Origin of the sequence: Streptomyces sp. NPDC051064 (assembly GCF_044455985.1) — a bacterium.
Taxonomy (GTDB): domain Bacteria; phylum Actinomycetota; class Actinomycetes; order Streptomycetales; family Streptomycetaceae; genus Streptomyces.
On record NZ_JBITFK010000008.1, the window covers coordinates 266,657 to 284,271 of the forward strand.

The 17,615-nt window shown below is 69.8% G+C and carries 11 protein-coding genes, 1 tRNA gene and 1 pseudogene; 3 read left to right on the forward strand and 10 right to left on the reverse strand.

What is annotated here, in order from left to right:
• Window positions 1-65: 65 nt before the first annotated feature.
• Both chpH and ACIBCU_RS28075 read right to left on the reverse strand, forming a co-directional pair.
• Window positions 66-299 carry a chaplin ChpH gene (gene chpH / locus ACIBCU_RS28070; RefSeq protein WP_362937728.1) on the reverse strand — a complete coding sequence of 78 codons (234 nt, stop codon included), beginning with the start codon at window positions 297-299 and terminating at the stop codon, window positions 66-68.
• A 146-nt stretch (window positions 300-445) separates the two neighbouring features.
• Window positions 446-1,780 (reverse strand): M20/M25/M40 family metallo-hydrolase, encoded by a 1,335-nt coding sequence (locus tag ACIBCU_RS28075; protein ID WP_362937725.1) that lies wholly within the window; start codon window positions 1,778-1,780, stop codon window positions 446-448.
• Window positions 1,781-1,964: 184 nt separating this feature from the next.
• Here ACIBCU_RS28075 and ACIBCU_RS28080 point away from each other — a divergent pair.
• Window positions 1,965-2,052 (forward strand) — tRNA-Leu (locus ACIBCU_RS28080).
• A gap of 45 nt (window positions 2,053-2,097) precedes the next feature.
• Here ACIBCU_RS28080 and ACIBCU_RS28085 read toward each other — a convergent pair.
• The 3 genes from ACIBCU_RS28085 to ACIBCU_RS28095 form a co-directional block, all read right to left on the reverse strand.
• The gene (locus ACIBCU_RS28085) at window positions 2,098-4,650 is read right to left on the reverse strand and encodes an alpha-L-arabinofuranosidase C-terminal domain-containing protein (protein ID WP_399234805.1); all 2,553 of its coding nucleotides are present in this window, start codon (window positions 4,648-4,650) and stop codon (window positions 2,098-2,100) included.
• Between the two features lie 115 nt (window positions 4,651-4,765).
• Window positions 4,766-5,803, reverse strand: a complete 1,038-nt coding sequence (locus ACIBCU_RS28090) for a glycoside hydrolase family 43 protein (RefSeq protein WP_362937719.1) — start codon at window positions 5,801-5,803, stop codon at window positions 4,766-4,768.
• Window positions 5,804-5,870: 67 nt separating this feature from the next.
• On the reverse strand, window positions 5,871-6,923 hold the full coding sequence (locus ACIBCU_RS28095) for a rhamnogalacturonan acetylesterase (protein ID WP_399234807.1): 1,053 nt from the start codon (window positions 6,921-6,923) through the stop codon (window positions 5,871-5,873).
• A 294-nt stretch (window positions 6,924-7,217) separates the two neighbouring features.
• Here ACIBCU_RS28095 and ACIBCU_RS28100 point away from each other — a divergent pair.
• A pseudogene (locus tag ACIBCU_RS28100) lies at window positions 7,218-8,429 on the forward strand (immunoglobulin-like domain-containing protein); the annotation flags it as partial.
• A 107-nt stretch (window positions 8,430-8,536) separates the two neighbouring features.
• On the opposite strand, the gene ACIBCU_RS28105 reads toward ACIBCU_RS28100, so the two are convergent.
• The 5 genes from ACIBCU_RS28105 to ACIBCU_RS28125 all read right to left on the reverse strand — a co-directional run bounded on the left by ACIBCU_RS28105 (window position 8,537) and on the right by ACIBCU_RS28125 (window position 15,323).
• Complete coding sequence (locus tag ACIBCU_RS28105; RefSeq protein WP_399234988.1) at window positions 8,537-10,999, reverse strand: CBM35 domain-containing protein; 2,463 nt, start codon at window positions 10,997-10,999, stop codon at window positions 8,537-8,539.
• Window positions 11,000-11,111: 112 nt separating this feature from the next.
• A complete protein-coding gene (locus tag ACIBCU_RS28110) occupies window positions 11,112-11,942 on the reverse strand; it encodes a carbohydrate ABC transporter permease (RefSeq protein WP_399234809.1) in 831 nt (276 codons plus the stop codon).
• Window positions 11,939-12,865 (reverse strand): carbohydrate ABC transporter permease, encoded by a 927-nt coding sequence (locus tag ACIBCU_RS28115; RefSeq protein ID WP_399234811.1) that lies wholly within the window; start codon window positions 12,863-12,865, stop codon window positions 11,939-11,941. The genes ACIBCU_RS28110 and ACIBCU_RS28115 overlap by 4 nt, the downstream gene beginning before the upstream one ends.
• A gap of 35 nt (window positions 12,866-12,900) precedes the next feature.
• Complete coding sequence (locus ACIBCU_RS28120; RefSeq protein WP_399234813.1) at window positions 12,901-14,220, reverse strand: ABC transporter substrate-binding protein; 1,320 nt, start codon at window positions 14,218-14,220, stop codon at window positions 12,901-12,903.
• Between the two features lie 59 nt (window positions 14,221-14,279).
• Entirely contained in the window at window positions 14,280-15,323 is a 1,044-nt protein-coding gene (locus tag ACIBCU_RS28125; protein ID WP_362937704.1) for a LacI family DNA-binding transcriptional regulator, read from the reverse strand.
• 103 nt (window positions 15,324-15,426) lie between these two features.
• On the opposite strand from ACIBCU_RS28125, the gene ACIBCU_RS28130 reads away from it, so the two are divergent.
• A complete protein-coding gene (locus ACIBCU_RS28130; RefSeq protein WP_399234815.1) occupies window positions 15,427-17,505 on the forward strand; it encodes an alpha-galactosidase in 2,079 nt (692 codons plus the stop codon).
• Window positions 17,506-17,615: the final 110 nt, after the last annotated feature.

Below are 17,615 nucleotides of genomic sequence, written 5' to 3' on the forward strand. Positions count from 1 at the left end.
TCGGGGTGCATGGCGCGCACCCCGAGGCCGACCGGACTCAAACCCTTACGGGTTGACGCGCATCGTCACGCGTTGACGCAGGTGTTGCCGAAGGCGGGGTTCAGCAGCCCGGCCGCGGAGATCGTGTTGCCGCACACGTTCACCGGAACGTGGATCGGCACCTGAACGACGTTGCCCGAGAGCACGCCGGGGCTGCCGATGGCGGCACCCTGGGCGCCGGCGTCGGCGGAAGCCATACCCGCACCCGCGAGCACGAGACCACCGGTAGCAGCCGCGATTGCGACGACCTTCTTGATCATTATTCCTCCTGATTGACAAGGGCGGTCCCAGCCGCGGACCGCACCACTTGTAACGAGGAGGGGGTGAGGGGGCTACGAGCGCAGGATGCCTTTCACCCTTTCCGGTGAGGTGCGTACAGGCAGGCGAATTCGGTCGTCCGACGGGCTCAGGAGTGGTCGATGAACCGGTCGAGCACCCGCGCGCCGAACTTCAGGCCGTCCACCGGCACCCGCTCGTCCACACCGTGGAACATGCCCGCGAAGTCCAGCTCCGGCGGCAGCTTCAGGGGGGCGAAGCCGAAGCAGCGGATGCCGAGGTCGTCGAAGGACTTCGCGTCGGTGCCGCCGGACAGCATGTAGGGCACGGCACGGGCGATCGGGTCCTCGGCCTTGAGGGCGAGCTGGATCGCGTCCACCAGGGACCCGTCGAAACTCGTCTCCAGCGCCTTGTCGCCGTGCACGTCCTCGCGCCTGACCCGCGGCCCGAGGATCCGGTCGAGGTCGGCCAGGAACTCCTCCTCGTAACCGGGCAGGAAGCGCCCGTCCACGTGAGCGGTTGCCTGGCCGGGGATCACGTTCACCTTGTAGCCGGCGCCGAGCATGGTGGGGGCGGCGGAGTTCCGCAGGGTGGCGCCGACCATCTTGGCGATCCCGCCGAGCTTGGCGAGCGTCGCCTCCATGTCCTCCGGGTCGAGCGGGGTGCCCAGAGCGTCGGACAGCTCGTCGAGGAAGGACCGTACGGTCTTGGTCACCCGGACCGGCCACTTGTGCCGGCCCAGTCGGCCGACGGCCTCGCAGAGCTCGGTGATGGCGTTGTCGTTGTTGGTCATGGAGCCGTGACCGGCGGTGCCGTCCACGGTGAGCCGCATCCAGTGCATGCCCTTCTGCGCCGTCTCCACCAGATAGAGGCGCAGGTTCTCGTTGACGGTGAAGGAGAAGCCTCCGACCTCACCGATCGCCTCGGTGACGCCGTCGAAGAGGTCCCGGTGGTTGTCGACGAGGTGGCGCGCCCCGTACGTGCCGCCCGCCTCCTCGTCGGCCAGGAAGGCCAGCACGATGTCGCGCGGGGGCTTGCGGCCGCTGCGCATGCGGTCGCGGACGACCGCGAGGGTCATGGCGTCCATGTCCTTCATGTCGACCGCGCCGCGTCCCCACACACAGCCGTCCGCGATCTCGCCGGAGAACGGGTCGTGCGTCCAGTCCGCCGCGTTGGCCGGCACGACGTCGGTGTGTCCGTGGATCAGCAGCGCCGGCTTGGAGGGGTCCTCGCCCTCGATCCGGGCCACGGTGGAGGCACGGCCCTTGTGGGACTCGAAGATCTTCGGCTCCAGCCCGACCTCGGCGAGCTTCTCGGCGACGTACTCGGCGGCGGCCCGTTCTCCGGGGCCGGAGTGGTCGCCGTAATTGCTCGTGTCGATCCGGATCAGGTCACGACAGAGGTCCACGACCTCATTCTCGGCGGTCTCGCCGATGCCGGCCCGGGCCGTGTTGGTCTCGCTCACGCTGCTTCCTTCCACTGTCGCGGTGGTGCTCCCCCTCATCCTCGCGCGCCCGACCCCGCCTGCCCAAGACCGCCCGGCCTCCGTCATGCGCCTTTCACACGGCAGGGGCGTGATCGAGCACCCTCGAATGTTTGCTATGGTTTTCCACGTCGGAACGGGCCAGGGCCCGCGAGACAGACACCTTGTCCGGGTGGCGGAATGGCAGACGCGCTAGCTTGAGGTGCTAGTGCCCTTTATCGGGCGTGGGGGTTCAAGTCCCCCCTCGGACACCAGCAGAAAACCCCCAGGTCATCCTGGGGGTTTTCGCTTTTCCCGCCCTACTCCCTGATGCGCAGGAAGGTCACGGAATGTGCCGGGAAGGTGTGGGTGAGTACGCGTCCGTCGACCCGCAGGGTCGATGTCCGTGGAGCCACCTGCCGGTCGTCGGCGGTGTTCACCGCGTCCGGGGCGGCCTGGAGCGTGGTGAGCCGGGCGGTCCGTGAGGCCGGCTCCGCCCCCAGGTCGATCCGGGTCCTGGCATCCGATGCCTGGGCGTTGACCACCTTGACCACGAGCTCGCCGGTGGCGTCGTCGCGGGTGACCACCTGCCGGAAGGGTTCGGCGGGCTTGTCGTCGGTGAAGGTGCCCCACTGCTCGCCGTCGAGGAAGAGGGTGACCTGCCGGCCGCGCACCTGGATGCGGATGTCGTACGCGCGCCCCGTCTCGATCGTGGTGGTGTCCTCGGTCATCGTCTGTTTGGCGCCGTCGACCGCCTTCTCCACGGCGGAGCGGGTGTTGCCCCAGCCGCCGAGGTTCCACCAGTAGGTGTTCCCGGTGTCCTTGACCCCGAAGGCGACGAGGAAGCCCTCCTTGCCGGACTTCTTGGTGGCCTCGACCTTCAGGTCGTAGTTCTGCCAGCCGGTGTCCCCCGCCGTGACCAGGGTGTTCTCGGCGCTCTCGTCGGACTGGACGTACGCCCCGTCCTGGACGGCCCAGGAGCCGCGTCCGGCGGCCTTCGTCCACTGCGCGTCGCCGCCGGAGAAGTCGTCGCCCATCAGCCGGGTGCCGTCCTCCGCCGTGACCTCGACGTCGTCGTACGCGGCGCTGGTGGCCCAGGTCGACAGGCCGACGGCGCCGGTGATGGGTTCCGTGGTGCCGGGTGTCGAGGAGGCGGTGCTGGGTACGACGCGGTCACCGACGTTGTTCATGAAGAGCTTCTGCACCTCGTAGTTGGCCGACCCCCATGACTTCTCGTTGTCGAACCAGATCATGTCGGGCCGCCACTGGGAGTCGTTCGTGTCCGCGAACAGCGGGGCGTAGGAGGCGAGCTCCACGACGTCGGCATTGCGTTCCAGGCCTGTCATGTAGGCCGCCTCGGCGAGGGCGTTGGAGAAGCGGTTGTCGAGGGAGGCGTACTCGCCGAGGAACACCTTCGGGCCCTGGCGGTCGTAGGCGTCGTAACGCGCGTTGTTCTCGAGGAACCACTGCGGGCTGTTGTAGTAGTGCTCGTCGACCATGGCGACGTCCGCGTTCCGGTTGAGCTGCCAGGCCCGGTCGAAGGTGGCACCGCTGTCGTCGGGGCCGGAGTTGCTGATGATGGTGATGTCGGGGTATTCGGCCTCGATCGCCTCGCGGAACTCGGTGAAGCGGGCGAAGAACTCGTCGGGGAGGTTCTCCTCGTTGCCCACCTCCAGGTGCGTGAGGCCGAACGGCGCCCGATGGCCCATCGCGGCACGCTTGGCGCCCCAGGTGGAGCCGGCCGGGCCGTTGGCGAACTCGATCAGGTCGAGGGTGTCCTGGATGTGCCGTTCCAGCAGTTCGGGGTCGTCGGTCGCCTTGTTCTGGCCGCAGCCGGTGACGAGGGCGGGCACGACGGGCAGGGCCATCGCCCCGATGTCCTCGGCGAACTGGAAGTACTCGTAGTACCCCAGGCCGTAGGTCTGGTTGTAGCCCCAGAAGTTGGCGTTGACGGGGCGCTGCTCGACCGGGCCGATGGTCTCCTTCCACTGGTAGGAGCGCTTGCGCTCCCAGCCCGGCGCCTCGTAGGCCTCGTGGCTGCCGGTGTTGACGAGGCAGCCTCCGGGGAAGCGCAGGAAGCCGGGGTCCAGCGCGGCGGTCTTCTCCGCAAGGTCCTTGCGCAGGCCGTTCACCCGGCCCTTGTAGGTGTCGTGGGGGAAGAGGGAGATCATGTCGAGCCGTACGGTGCCGCTCCCGCCCGCCGTGACGGTGAGCCGGCCGTCCGCCGCGGAGGTGCGGGCGGCGAGGGTTCCGGTGTACTTGGTCCAGCGGTCGCCGCGCGCCGTGATGCGCAGGGGCGCGGCGAGGGCGGTGCCGTCCGCCGTGGTCGCCCCGACGGTCAGGGAGGTGCCCTCGGGGCGTTCGGTGCGGGCCCAGACGGAGAAGTCGTAACGCTCCCCCTTGCGCAGGGTCAGGCCCTGGTTGTAGCCGGAGTTGGTGACTCCGAAGCCTGCTCCGCGGCCTCCCGCGCCGTCCAGGTCGAGACGGAGATAGCGCCGGTTGCGTTCGTCGAGCCGCCGGCTGTCGTCCACGGTCGTGGCGGTTCCCGTGCCGCCGGCGACCGAGGTCTCGCTCCACGCGGTCATGGGTGAGTACGCGGCGTTGTCGGCGCGGTCGTACTCGAAGGACCGGTTCTGGACGAGTTCGGCGTAGAGACCGCCGTCCGCCGCGTGGTTGATGTCCTCGTAGAAGACGCCGTACATCGACTCGCTGATGGCGGGGCCCGTGCGGTCGGGGTGGACGGTGAGGGAGTAGTCGGTCGCCTCCGCCGGGGACGGACCGTCGTCGGCGCGGGTGGGTGCTGCCACCAGCGTGCCGAGCAGGAGGGCGATGACCGGGACGGTGAGTCTCGGCCACAGGTGCGGGTGCGGCATGGACGCTCCAGGGAGTATTGTTCGAGATATCGGACATTGCCCAGAACTTCGAACGCAAGTAGGCAGGGCGCGGCAGTGGGTCAACGCCCCCGCCTGAACTGGCCGGGACACACCCTCACGAGCGCACGGGGACCCCGAAGTCGGGAGTGCCGTCCGCACGCCAGCCGAACGGCTGGACACGGGTGTGGCGGTTGGGGTCGTGCAGCGGATCGCCGGTGATCTCCTTGTACGGCCGGGCGTGGTAGACGAGCACGTCCGTGCGGCCGTCCTCGGCGACGGTGAAGGAGTTGTGGCCGGGGCCGTACTGGCCCGATTCCTCGCTGCTCGCGAAGACGGGCTGCGGGGACTTGGTCCAGGACCGCGGGTCCATCAGGTCACCGCGCGCGTCGGCGGTGAGCAGGCCCATGCAGTAGTTGGCGTCGGTCGCGCTCGCGGAGTACGTCATGAAGACACGGCCGTTCCGCTTGATGACCGCCGGCCCCTCGTTGACCTTGAAGCCGACGCATTCCCAGTCGTACTCGGGTGTGCTGAGCCGGATCTGAGGTCCGGTCAGCGTGAGGGGGCCGGCCATCCGCGAGAGGAAGAGCCCGGTGTTGTTGTCGAGTCCGGGCTCGTACTGCGCCCAGGCGAGGTAGCGGTCGCCGCGATGGGTGAAGGTGTGGGCGTCGAGGGAGAAGGTGTCCCAGGCGGTGGTGAGCTGACCCTTCTCGGTCCATGTGCCGCGAGACGGGTCGGGGTTCGCGTTCTCCAGCACCCAGATCCGTATCTTCCACACGTCGTCGGCCGGGGCCGCGGCGAAGTAGACGTACCACCTGCCGCGGATGCGGTGGAGTTCCGGCGCCCAGATGTGGGCGGCCATGTCCCCGGTGGTGTGCCTGGTCCAGATCACCGCTTCCCTGGCGGTGCTCAGGCCGCGCAGGGTGCGGGAGGAACGCAGGATGATCCGGTCGTACTCGGGGGCGCTGGCGGTGAAGTAGTAGCGGCCGTCGGTGTGCCGCGTGATGTGCGGGTCGGCGCGCTGCTCGACCAGTGGATTGCGGTACGGGGCCCGCGCCTCCGCGGCCTGGGCCACGCCGGGTGCGGCGGCGAGGGCCCCCGCCGCCAGGGCTCCTCTCAGCATGGTCCTGCGGCTGGGCACTTCGGCTCGGCTCATGGGTATCGCCTCTCGCGTGGGGATCTCACTCGGATACTTCGCGTGGGGACTCGGCCTGGAGCGGCATTCACCGGACCGTGCGCGCCGGGACCAGCCTCTGTGCCCGCAGTTCGCCGACGACGAGCGCGGCGTACTCGGTGGCACCGCGCGCCGAGGTGTGGGTGTTGTCGCGCTTCTCGTCGTAGAGGTAGAGCGCCTTGGACCCCTCGGGGCCGAGCTCCTCGACCCGGGCCCTGGTGAGGGCGGTGAGGTCGACGAGCGGGGTGTCCTGCTCGGCGGCGAGCGCGCGCACCTCCGCGGGCAGGTCGACGCCCAGACCGTTGACCAGCAGCGCGGTGCCGTTGTCGAGGGTGCCGTCGGCGTTGAACCAGCGGCGGACGATCGGCGTGACGAGCACGGGGCGCCCGCCCTCGGCCCGTACGCCCTCGATCATCGCGGTGAGGTTGACGCGGTACGTGTCGCGGTCGGTCCGCTTGTCGTTGTGGGCGAGCTGGATGAGCACGAGGTCGCCGTGGTGGATACGGGCCCGGAGGGCGGGAAAGAGCGCGGGGTCATCCCGGAAGGACTGTGAGCTCTCGCCGGAGTCGGCGTAGTTGGCGACGGACAGCCGGTCGGTGAGGTACTGCGGGAGCTGCTGGCCCCAGCCCGAGTAGGGGTCAGCCGGCTGGTCGCAGACGGTGGAGTCGCCGGCGAGCAGGATCTGGGGCACCCGGGCGCGCTCGACATGCAGCGAGGCGAGCTGCGGGGAGGTGCCGCCGAAGGTGAGGTCGAGCCCCGGGCTGCCGGTGGCGCCGGTGGGTTCGCCCTCGGGGTCGCGCACATCCACGGTGAAGGTGCGGCGGACGGTCTCACCGGGGGCGTTCGGGGTCTCCGCGAGCACGGATCGGCGGGACTCCGCGGTGACCGCCGTGGAGCCGGCCCCCGCACCACCCCCGAGGACGGCCCGGACACGGTAGGTGCCGGGGGCGACGTCGAAGTGGCAGACGACGGGGGCTGTACCGGTGCAGCGGTCCCGCCCGGCCGCGACGCGGTCCTCGGCTCCGGCGGGAGCGGCCGCCAGGGTGGTCAGGGCCGCAGCGGCGGTGCAGGCGGCCAGCAGTACTGATCCAGCTCGGCGCATGGCGGGTCTCCTGGGTTGAATGGATTCAGCGGAGCCAGACCCTACGCGGTACCGCAAGCGCTTTCTACGTCCCGGACGGCTTTCTCCGCACCCCTTGACGGGGGTCACCGGCGGCCCTAACGTCGGTCCGATTTCACGAACGCTGTCCGATATTCCGAACGAGTCGTCGGGAGAGTCATGCGTCCGCACCTCACCGGAAGAGCCGTCGGCTCTCTGCTGCCCCTGCTGTCCCTCGTCGTCGGCCTGCTCGCGTTCCCCGGCGGAACGGCTCAGGCAGGGCCCGTCCCGACAGGCGACCGGGCCGCCACCGCGCGGGCCGCCGCCTCGCTCACGGTCCACGGACTCGGCGACGTACGCGGCAATCTGACGCTGCCCGTCGCCGGCGCCCACGGCACCTCCGTCACCTGGAGGTCCCGCAAGCCCCGCGTCATCGACGCGACGGGCATCGTGCACCGCCCGGAGCCCGGAGCGGGGCCGGAGCGGGTGAAGCTCACCGCGGTCGTCACACGCGGGAGGGCCGCCACGCGCCGCACGTTCTCCGCATCCGTGCCCGAACTGCCCCGGAAGCAGGCGTACACCGGCTATGCCATGAGCTACTTCACCGGTGAGGGCACCGCCGACGGCGAGCAGATACGCATGTCGCTCAGCCGGGGCGACGACGCCCTGCACTGGCAGGAGCTGAACGGCGGCGAGCCGGTCCTCACCTCGGATCTCGGCACCGAGGGGCTCCGCGATCCGTTCATCATCCGCTCCCCGGAGGGCGACACGTTCTACCAGATCGCCACCGACCTCCGGATGTACGGGGGCAGCGGCGGCAGCTGGGACCAGGTGCAGCGCACCGGCAGCAGGTCGGTCATGGTGTGGGAGTCCAAGGACCTGGTGCACTGGACGGACCGGCGGCTGGTCGAGGTGGCGCCGGAGACCGCGGGCAACACCTGGGCCCCCGAGGCCTATTACGACGAGGAGCTCGGCTCGTACGTCGTCTTCTGGGCCTCCAAGATCTACGCGGCGGACGACCCGGAGCACATCGGCAGCACGTACAACAAGATGCTGTACGCGACCACGCGCGACTTCCGCACCTTCAGCGAACCGGCCGTGTGGCACGATCCCGGCTACTCGGTGATCGACTCGACGGTGGTCCGCCACGACGGCAGCTACTACCGCTTCACCAAGGACGAGCGGAACCCGTCGTCGGACACCCCCTGTTCCAAGTTCATCACCGTGGAGAAGTCCCGGGAACTGACCTCCGGCGCCTACGGGTTCGTCGCCGACTGCGTCGGCAAGGGCTCGGTCGACCGTGGCGAGGGCCCGGCGGTCTTCCGGTCCAACACCGAGGAGAAGTGGTATCTCCTCATCGACGAGTTCGGCGGCCGGGGCTACGTACCGTTCGAGACCGACGACCTCGACTCCGGGAAGTGGACGATGTCCACCGATTACGCCCTCCCGGCAGGCGCCCGGCACGGCACGGTGCTCCCGGTCACGCAGGAGGAGTACGAGCGGCTGCTCGGCTCCTGACGGCGAGACGGCACAGATCGTCGTCTCTCCGCCGGTCCTTCCGCCTCCGTGTGCCGCGCCACGGCGGCCCGGCGCGGCACACGGAGGGTTTCACCGGGTCAGCCGCGGACCGGTGCGAGCTGGATACGGTCGAGGTTCGGAGCCCAGGCCGACGCGTTGCCGAAGGTGACGGTGTTGGCGCCCTTCTTCAGTTCGACCGGCACGCCCAGGGTCCAGAAGTCGTCCCAGCTCCAGGTGTTCTTGAAGGTGACCTTCTGGGTCCGGCCCCCGACGGTGACGTCCGCCGTGCGGGACATGATGTCGGTGTTGTACGCGTGTCCGTTGTCGCGCCGGTCGTTGTGCCCGTACCGCATGACCAGGACGTAGGCACCGTCCTGCGGCGCGTCGACGGTGAACACCGCCTTGTTCGCGTCGCTGTTCCCCAGCCACCCGATGTAACTGCCGTCGGAGGCATGCGCACCGGCCACCAGGCGCGCGCCACCCGACAGCTCGGCCTCCGCGCCCTCGTAGGTCAGGACGCCGGAATCCGAACCGGAGCCCGTCACGTCGAGGGAGCGCAGGGCTGCGTGCCCGGTCGCGGTGACGCGGTTGTTGCCCGCGACGAGGTAGAGCTTCAGCGCCCTGCCCGGGCGCGCGGTGACCGTCTCGCCGTGCAGGGCGAGCTTCACGGCGGCCGAGGCGTGCGGGACCAGCGTGTAGTAACCGTCCTGCGGCGCGTACACGTCGAAGACCGCTTGTGCACCGCGCCCGAGGACCAGCGCGCCCGTACCGGTGCCGGCCGAGCTCCGGTAGTCGTACGACACCCGGCCCGATACATCGGCGAGTGTGGCCTCGTACACGGTGGACGGGGTGGTGTGCGCCGTCAGGTCGATGCGGTCGAGCGTCGCCTCCCCGGTGTCGTGGGTGAGGGTGAGGGTGTGGGAGCCGGCGGTGAGCTCGACCGTGAGCTCCTTCTTCGCCCGGTACAGCCAGTTCTCGGTCGACGGGTAGGTCACCACGGCCGGTGTACCGCCGTCCACGGACAGGAGTTGCGTGGACGGCGCGCCGCTCTGGTTGCCGTACAGGACGGAGAGGTCGTAGGCACCCGTCTCCGGGACCGAGACGCGGAACTCGGCCTTGCTCGACGCCGAGTCGAGGGAGCCGACGTCCTTCGTGCCTGAGGCCGCGTAGCCGTTGGGGTCGGACACCGTTCCCTGGGTCCGTACCTGACCCGCCGTGATCACGGCGTCCTCGGCCTCGTACGAGGCGGTGAACGGCACGGTGGCGGCCGCCGGCGTGCCCGAGCCGGCCGGGGTGAGCACCACCCGGTACGCGGACATCCTGTCCATGCCCGTGACGGGCACGGTGACGCTGCCGTCGCGGGCGACGTCCAGCTTGGTCCGTGACAGGACACGCGGCGTGGCGTGTCCGCCCTCGTACCCGGACCACGCGGCCTCGGCCACGGTCGCGGTGACCGTGCGGCCGAAGACGGCCGGGTCGACGTGGCGCACGGCCACGTCCGCGTCACCCGATGCTCCGCCGAGCAGGACCTGCGCCTGCCTGCGGGAGCGGTCGAGGGACGCGAGGCCCTGGAGGGTGTCGACGGTGTCGGGCCGGGGAGGCGTGACCTTCACGGTGCTGCCGGAGAGGCCCGCGTACCAGCGGAAGAACCACCAGCCGCCGTTGGGGATGTTGGTGTGTACGACGTTGCCGTCGAGGTTGCCCGCGGCGTCCCAGTAGGCCTGATCGGCATGGACCTTGTTGCGCTCGAACATCGAGACCCACTGGACCAGCTGGCCGGGGACGGAGAGGTCGCGGCGGTTGGCGTACTCGTTGATGTTGACGGCGAGCGGCTCGATGCCGAGCCGCTTCTCGGTCGCCCGGTAGGTGTCGTAATGGCCCTGGAAGTCCCGCAGCGACCCGGAGCCGAGTTCGTGCCAGGTCATGACCTCGGGCAGGACGTTCTCCTCCTTGGCGAAGGCCAGGAAGTCCGTCAGCAGCCGGGAGTGGTAGGACGCCTCGTTGGGACCGGCGATCCGTGCGTCCGGGTCGACGGCGCGGATGCGCTCGTACACCGTCTTCCAGTCCTTGAAGAACCGGTCCCGGTTGTCCTCGTACGTCGCCTGGTCCTCGACGCCCAGCCCGTACCAGATCCAGTCGGGTTCGTTGAACGGGACGTAGACGAAGTGCTCGCTGTTCGGGGCGGCCTCGATGTCCTCGGCGATGCCGTCGACCTTGGTGAGGTAGTCGTCGATGCCCAGGTCCTCGTAAGGCCACTTGGCGTAGATGTCCTGCATCATGACGAGGACGTCGCCGCCGCCGTTGCGGAAGAAGGATTTGGAGACCGTGATCGCGTCGCCGTTGGGGTGCTGGGCGCCGCCCTGAGCCTTCTGCGAGACGGTGGATATCTTCAGCGGTTCGAGGACGGCGTCACTCGGCACTCCGTCGTCGCTCAGCCCGTACAGGGCGCCGTTGGCCCCGTGCATGACCGGCCCCTCGGAGGCGGCGAGGTCGACGGAGAGGGTCTGTGCGACGGCCGCCGCCGCAGCAGCGGGTGTGGTGGCGGGCGGTCCGGTGATCATGGCGGTCGCTCCCAGGAGGGCCGCTGCGGCGGCGACGGTGACCCGGACTCGGTTCCTGCCGGGTGTACGGGGTGGGCGGGCGCTGCTCATGTGGACCTCCGGTCGGTGGGCGTCACTTGACGGCTCCGCTGGTGATGCCGGACACGATCTTTCGCTGGGCCACCAGGAACACGGCGACCATGGGCAGGCTCATCAGCACCACGTAGGCGAAGACGAGATGCCAGTTGTCGAGGTAGAGCTGGGCGCTCGCGACCTGGTAGAGGTTGATGGGCAGGGTCGCCACGTCTCCGCCGCCGAGGACGAAGAAGGCGTAGAAGACGTCGCTCCAGGCGTAGAGCATCACCATGATCGTCGCCGTGGCGATGACGGGCCTGAGCAGCGGCAGGACGATTCGAAGGAAGATCCGCAGCGGCTTGGCACCGTCCACCCGGGCCGCTTCCTCCAGCTCGGCCGGGATGGTGCGGATAAACCCGGTCATGAAGAAGATCGACGTGGACAGATACATCCCGGTGTAGACGGCGATCATTCCGGGCCGGGTGTTGGCCAGCCCGAACTGCCGGAGTTCCATGACGACGGTGATGACCGCGGGCGGCAGCAGCAGACCGCTGATGGTCAGCGCGTACGCCGCCGACACCAGCCGGGATGTGCGGCGGGCGAAGACCCATGCGGCTCCCGCGCCGAGGATCAGCACGAGGACCACCGAGGGGGCGACCACCAGGAGGGAGTTCAGCAGGCCACGGAGCATCTCCCCCTGGCCGACCGCGTCCGCGTAGTTGTCGGTCGGCTGCCAGTGACCGGGGGGACGGAGGTTGGGGGTGACGGCCTCGCCCTGCGGTTTGGCCGAGGTGACCAGGACCAGCCACAGCGGTACGCCGACGGCGAGAGCGGCGAGCGTCACGACGAGGGCGGGGCGGCCCAGTCTCCACAGGAGGGAGAGATTCACAGCAGCTGCTCCCTTCGGCGCAGTCCGACGATCAGCGGGATCGCGACGGCGACGACGATCAGGAAGAGGACGAGGCTCATCGCGGACGCCTGTGCGTACAGGCCCTGTCCGAAGACCCGGAACATGTAGATGTTGAAGACCTCGGTGGACGCGGCAGGGCCGCCGCCCGTGGTGGCCTGCACGATGTCGAAGGTGTTCATCGAACCGATGAGCGCAGTGGTCGCGTTGAAGGTGACGGCGGGCGCGAGCATCGGCCAGCGCACGGACCGGAAGGTCCGCCAGGGGCCGGCGCCGTCGATCTTCGCGGCTTCGAGCATCTCGCCCGGGATCCCCTTGAGCCCGGCCAGATAGATCAGCATCGACAGGCCCATCCACTTCCAGCCGTGGATGAGGGAGACCAGGACGAGGGTCCAGTCGGTGGATCCGAGCCAGGGGATGTCCGTGCCCAGTACGGAGTTGAGGGCACCGTCCTGGTCCAGCAGGGCCTGGAACACGTACCCGACGGCGAGGGCCGAGATGAGCACGGGCAGGAAGAAGACGGCGCGGAAGCACCGGTTGAACCGGGTGTCCTCTTCGAGGAGCAGCGCCAGGCCCAGCCCGAGGCCGTTCTGGAACAGGGCGGCCAGCGCCGCGTACAGGAGAGTCGTCCTGATCGCCCGGACCAGGGACCCGTCGCCGGCGATGGTCCGGAAGTTGTCGAGCCCCGTGAAGGAGATGTTCGCGTGGTACGAGGACCAGTCGGTGAACGGGTAGTAGAAGTTGAGCAGGTTCGGCACCAGGAAGAAGACGGCGAAGACCACGACGGCCGGCAGCGCGAACCACCAGGGGTGGTGGACGGCGGCGCGCGGCAGTCGTCCCGCCTTCTTGTGACTGTTGCGGGCGGTCTGCGCCGCCCGGGTGCTGCGTACGGCTGTGTCGGCCACGGCTGCGGATTCCTTCGCTCTCGGCGGCGCGGGGATCAGAAGCCGGGCGCGCCCTGGGCCTTGGCCACCTGCGCGAACTGCTCCTGGATCGCCTGGGCCACCTGCCGCGGGGTCTTCTTGCCGTAGATCATGTCGGCGAGGTACAGGTGTGTGTCCGGAGCGACGATCGCCTTGGCCTGGAAGACGCCGTTCGCCGTGGGCAGCGCCTCGATCTGGGCCTTCGAGGTGTCCGGGAGCCCTTCGGGCGAGGGCACCGAGGGCTGCACGGAGGGGATCTTCATCGCCTTGATGTAGGAGGCGTAGTCCGTGTCGAGCCAGAAGGCCAGGAACTGCCGGGAGGCGTTCTGACGCTTCTGGTCACCGGTCTTGAAGGCGACGACGCCGTTCGTCTGGTCCGGCGAGTACATCCCTTCCCCGCTGGAGCGGGAGACCGGGAACCAGCCCAGCGTCCTGTTGATCTCCTCGGTGCTGTACTTCGCCTGAAGTTGCGACTGGAAGGAGGTGACGTTGAGGACCATGCCGGCCTCGCCCTTCCACAGGGCATCGGCAGAGCCGGTGAAGGTTCCCGTCCGGTAGTTCTTCTGGGCCAGTCCGGCGTCGAGCAACTTCTCCTTGTACGTGGTGACCGCCTCGACGACGGCGGGGTCGGTCCACTTCTCCTTGTTCCGGTTGAGATCGGCCCACCACTGCGGGCCGAGGTCGGTGAGCTGGACCTGCATCTGCCACTGCAGCGGCCACTTGTCGCCGCCGGACTCGTAGAAGGCGGCCGCCTCCGTCCGGTCCTTGATCCGGTGGCCGAGCGCGAGCAGGTCGGCGTAGCTCTGCGGGAGATGGTCCTCGCTGATGCCGGCCTTCCTGAAGACGTCCTTGTTGTAGTAGACGCCGAGCATGGCCGGGCTGGTGACGATCGCCGCGTAGCGCTTGCCGCCGACGACGCCGAGGGTCTTCTCGGTGTCACCGAGCTTGTCCACCCAGGGTTCGCCGTCGAGGGGCAGCAGATTCTGCCGGGGCTGCACGAACGGCAGCGTGGAGATGGACGGCTGCCAGAACATCAGGTCCGGCTTGTCTCCCGAGGCGAGCTTCGTCGGCACGTTCTGTTCGTACAGGTCGGGAATGGCCTGCGTCTCGATCTCGGCGCCGGTGGCCTTCTCGAAGGCGTCGACGACCTGCTTGGGGGCGTTGACGGTGTTCTGGGCGGTCCACATGGTCAGCTTCACCCCGTCGAGCCTCGCCGTGGGGTCGACCGCTGCGCCTGGAGCGGCGTCCGTCCCGCCGTTCACACTCGGATCACTGCACGCCGTCGCGGTCAGGGCGGTGGCGCATATCAGCACCAGGGCCGGGAGAACTCTCTTCATGGGCGCTGCGCTCATCAGGGCTCTGCCTCACTACGTCGAAGGAGTGGGTCGTGGGCGGGTCACTGGTGCCTGGTGGCCGGCGGGGGTCCTGAGCTCTCCCTGACCAGCAGCTCCGGTACGGCGACGGGGCGCGGCGCCACCGGAGCGGATTCCTCGACCGCCCGGTGCAGGAGCCCGAAGGCGGCACGTCCGAGACCGGTGAAGTCGAGCCGTACCGAGGTGAGTGACGGGGTGAGGTAGGCGGAGTGGGGCGCGTCGTCGAAGCCGGCGACGCTCACCTCGCCGGGGATGTCCCGGCCCTCCTCGTGCAGGGCGCGGATGACCCCGGTCGCGAGGTCGTCGTTGCCGCAGAGGATCGCCGTGACCGAGGGGTCGGCGGCCAGTTTCCGCCCCGCCGCATAGCCCCCCGCCGGACCCCAGTTGCCCTGCATCGGGCGCGGCTGGGGAGCGCCCGCCTCGCGCAGTGCGGCCCGCCAGCCGGCTGTCCGGGGGGCGGTGCGGCTGGTGCTCGACGGGATGGCGACGTAGTGCACCGTCCGGTGGCCGAGCGAGAGCAGATGGGAGGTGGCTTCGTGGGCCGCCGCCCGGTCGTCGGTCCATACCCACGGGCTCTCGGCGGCGGGCGGGCGCCCGGGTGTCTCGACCACGCCGACGAACGGGAGCCCGGCGGGCACCGAGCCCAGGGCCAGGACTCCGGCCGGATCGTACGCGATGACGATGAGTCCGCCGCCGGCGTCGGCGGCCTGCTGCACCTGGGCGCGCACGGCTGCCTCGTCCGAGGCCTCCAGCACGCCGATGCCCACGGCGTACGTGGCCGAGCGGGCCGCTTCCTCGACGCCCTGCAGGATCTTCGCGTAGCCGTATTCGGTGGTGTTGGCGGTGAGCACGGTGACCGACCTGGCACGGCCGCTGGCCAGCGCGTGCGCGGTGGCGCTGCGCCGGAAACCCAGTTCCTCGATGACCGTGAGCACACGCTCCCGGGTGGCCTGCTTGACGCTGGGGTGCTCGTTGATCACGCGGGAAACGGTCTGGTACGAGACGTTCGCCGCAGCGGCGACATCTCTGATGCTCGCCGTTCTCCTTGTGTGACCGGTCACATTCATGCCAGGATTGTGACCGGTCACACAAGGCTCGTCAAGAGACCGTAACGACAGATTCACCCAGGGGACGCAGACCGCCGCCAGGCGGATCCGGGAGGAGTGCATGGTGACCGGTGAGGCAGCCGACAGCGCCGTGGAGCAATTCACTTGGGGACATTCGGACCTTTCGGTCCACTTCGCCACCGCGGCCGACGGAACGGTGAGGATCACGCGTCTGGCCGGCCCGGACACGAGCGGCGGGCCGGCCGGCCCGCCGCTCCCTCTCGTGGAGATCACGGCACTCGGGCACGGCAGCGGCTGGTCCGGCCCCCGGTTCATCGACTCGGCGCTGGGCGGACGGCTGCGCTACCGCTCGCACCGGGCCGGCCGCGAGGGCGACGAGCACCGGCTGCACGTCGAACTCCACGACCCGGCGAGCGGATTGACCGCCGAGGTCGGTTACTCCTCACCGGACGGCGTTCCCGTGGTGCGTTCCCTCGTCCGTCTGCGCAACGACGGACCCGAGCCCCTGGTCGTCCAGTCGGTGTCGAGTCTCCTCCTCGGTGGCCTGCCGTCCCCCGACGTCCTCGACGTCCACCGCGCGCGCAACGACTGGCTCGCCGAGTGCCGCTGGTCGGTGGAGCCGCTGCGCGTCCGTCTCGCCGACATCGGCCGCGGAGCCCATGAGCACGACAGCCGCGCCTGCCTGGCGGTGAGCAGCAGGGGGAGCTGGCCGACCGACGGCCATCTGGCGATGGGCGCTCTGCGGGACCGCACGGACGGCAGGACCTGGCTGTGGCAGATCGAGTCGGCCGCCGCCTGGCGCTGGGACACGGGCGAGTGGCGTGGCGGCTCCTGGCTGGCGATCGGCGGGCCGACCGACGCGGACCATCAGTGGCGCGAGCACCTGCTGCCGGGCGCGGAGTTCAGTACCGAACCGGTGGCGCTTGCCCTCGGCGGCGGTTTCGAGGAAGCGCTGGCCGCGTTGACCGCGTACCGCCGGGCGGCCCGTCGGCCGCATCCCGATCTCACCGCCCTGCCCGTCGTGTTCAACGACTACATGAACACGCTGATGGGTGACCCGACCACGGCGAAGCTGCTGCCTCTGATCGACGCCGCCGCAGAGGTGGGAGCCGAGTACTTCTGCATCGACTCCGGCTGGTACGACGACGACGCGGAGGGCTGGTGGGACAGTGTGGGCGCCTGGCTCCCGTCGGCCCGACGTTTCCCGGACGGCGGGCTCCGCCGCGTCATCGACCACATCCGCGGGCGCGGCATGGTGGCGGGGCTCTGGCTGGAGCCCGAGGTCGTGGGCGTGCGGAGCCCGGTGGCCGCCGCCCTGCCCGATGAGGCGTTCGTACGCCGGGACGGCATACGGATCACCGAGCACGGCCGCCACCAGCTGGATCTGCGTCATCCGGCGGCCCGCGCGCACCTGGACGCGGCCGTCGGCCGCATCGTGGGCGAGTGGGGAGTGGGCTATCTCAAGCTCGACTACAACATCACCGTCTCCCCCGGCGGCCCCCTGCTCGGTCATGCCCGCGCGTGGCTCGGATGGCTGCGGTCGGTGCTCGACCGGTATCCCGGCCTCGTGATCGAGAACTGCGCCTCGGGCGGTATGCGGATGGACGGCGCCTCGCTCGCCCTGGCCCAGCTGCAGTCCACCAGTGACCAGCAGGACCCGCTGCGCTATCCGCCGATCGCCGCTGCCGCGCCCACAGCCGTCCCACCGGAGCAGGGCGCGGTCTGGGCCTACCCGCAGCCGGGTTACACGGATGACGAGATCGCGTTCACCCTGGGGGGCGCACTGCTCGGCAGGATCCATCTCTCCGGGCATCTGGACCACATGTCCGCACGGCAGCTCGCGCTCGTACGCGATGCACTGGACACCTACAAGGGGCTCCGCCACGAGCTGCCCCGCGCCGTTCCGTGGTGGCCGCTGGGTCTGCCCGCGTGGACGGACGAGTGGCTGGCACTGGGGATGCGGGGCCGGGGGGTGACGTATCTGTCGGTGTGGCGCAGGGCCGGCGAGAGGGAACGCCTGCTCCCCGTCCCGCATCTGGCCGGCCGGGCCGTGACGGCGGAGATCCTGCACCCCTCGGCTCCGGCGGGCAGGGTCAGCTGGCGGCCCGGCAGCACGGAACTGCTGGTGGAGGTGGACGGCGACCGTCCCGTGTGCCTGCTCGTCCGTCTCACCGGAGGCTGAGTGCACGATGATGGTTGGGGGGCAGGAGCGGACGCCCCCCGGAGAGCTCCGCCATCGAGAAGGATCCAACAGTGACCATCGTGTCGATCAGCATCGCCCCCGACATGCCC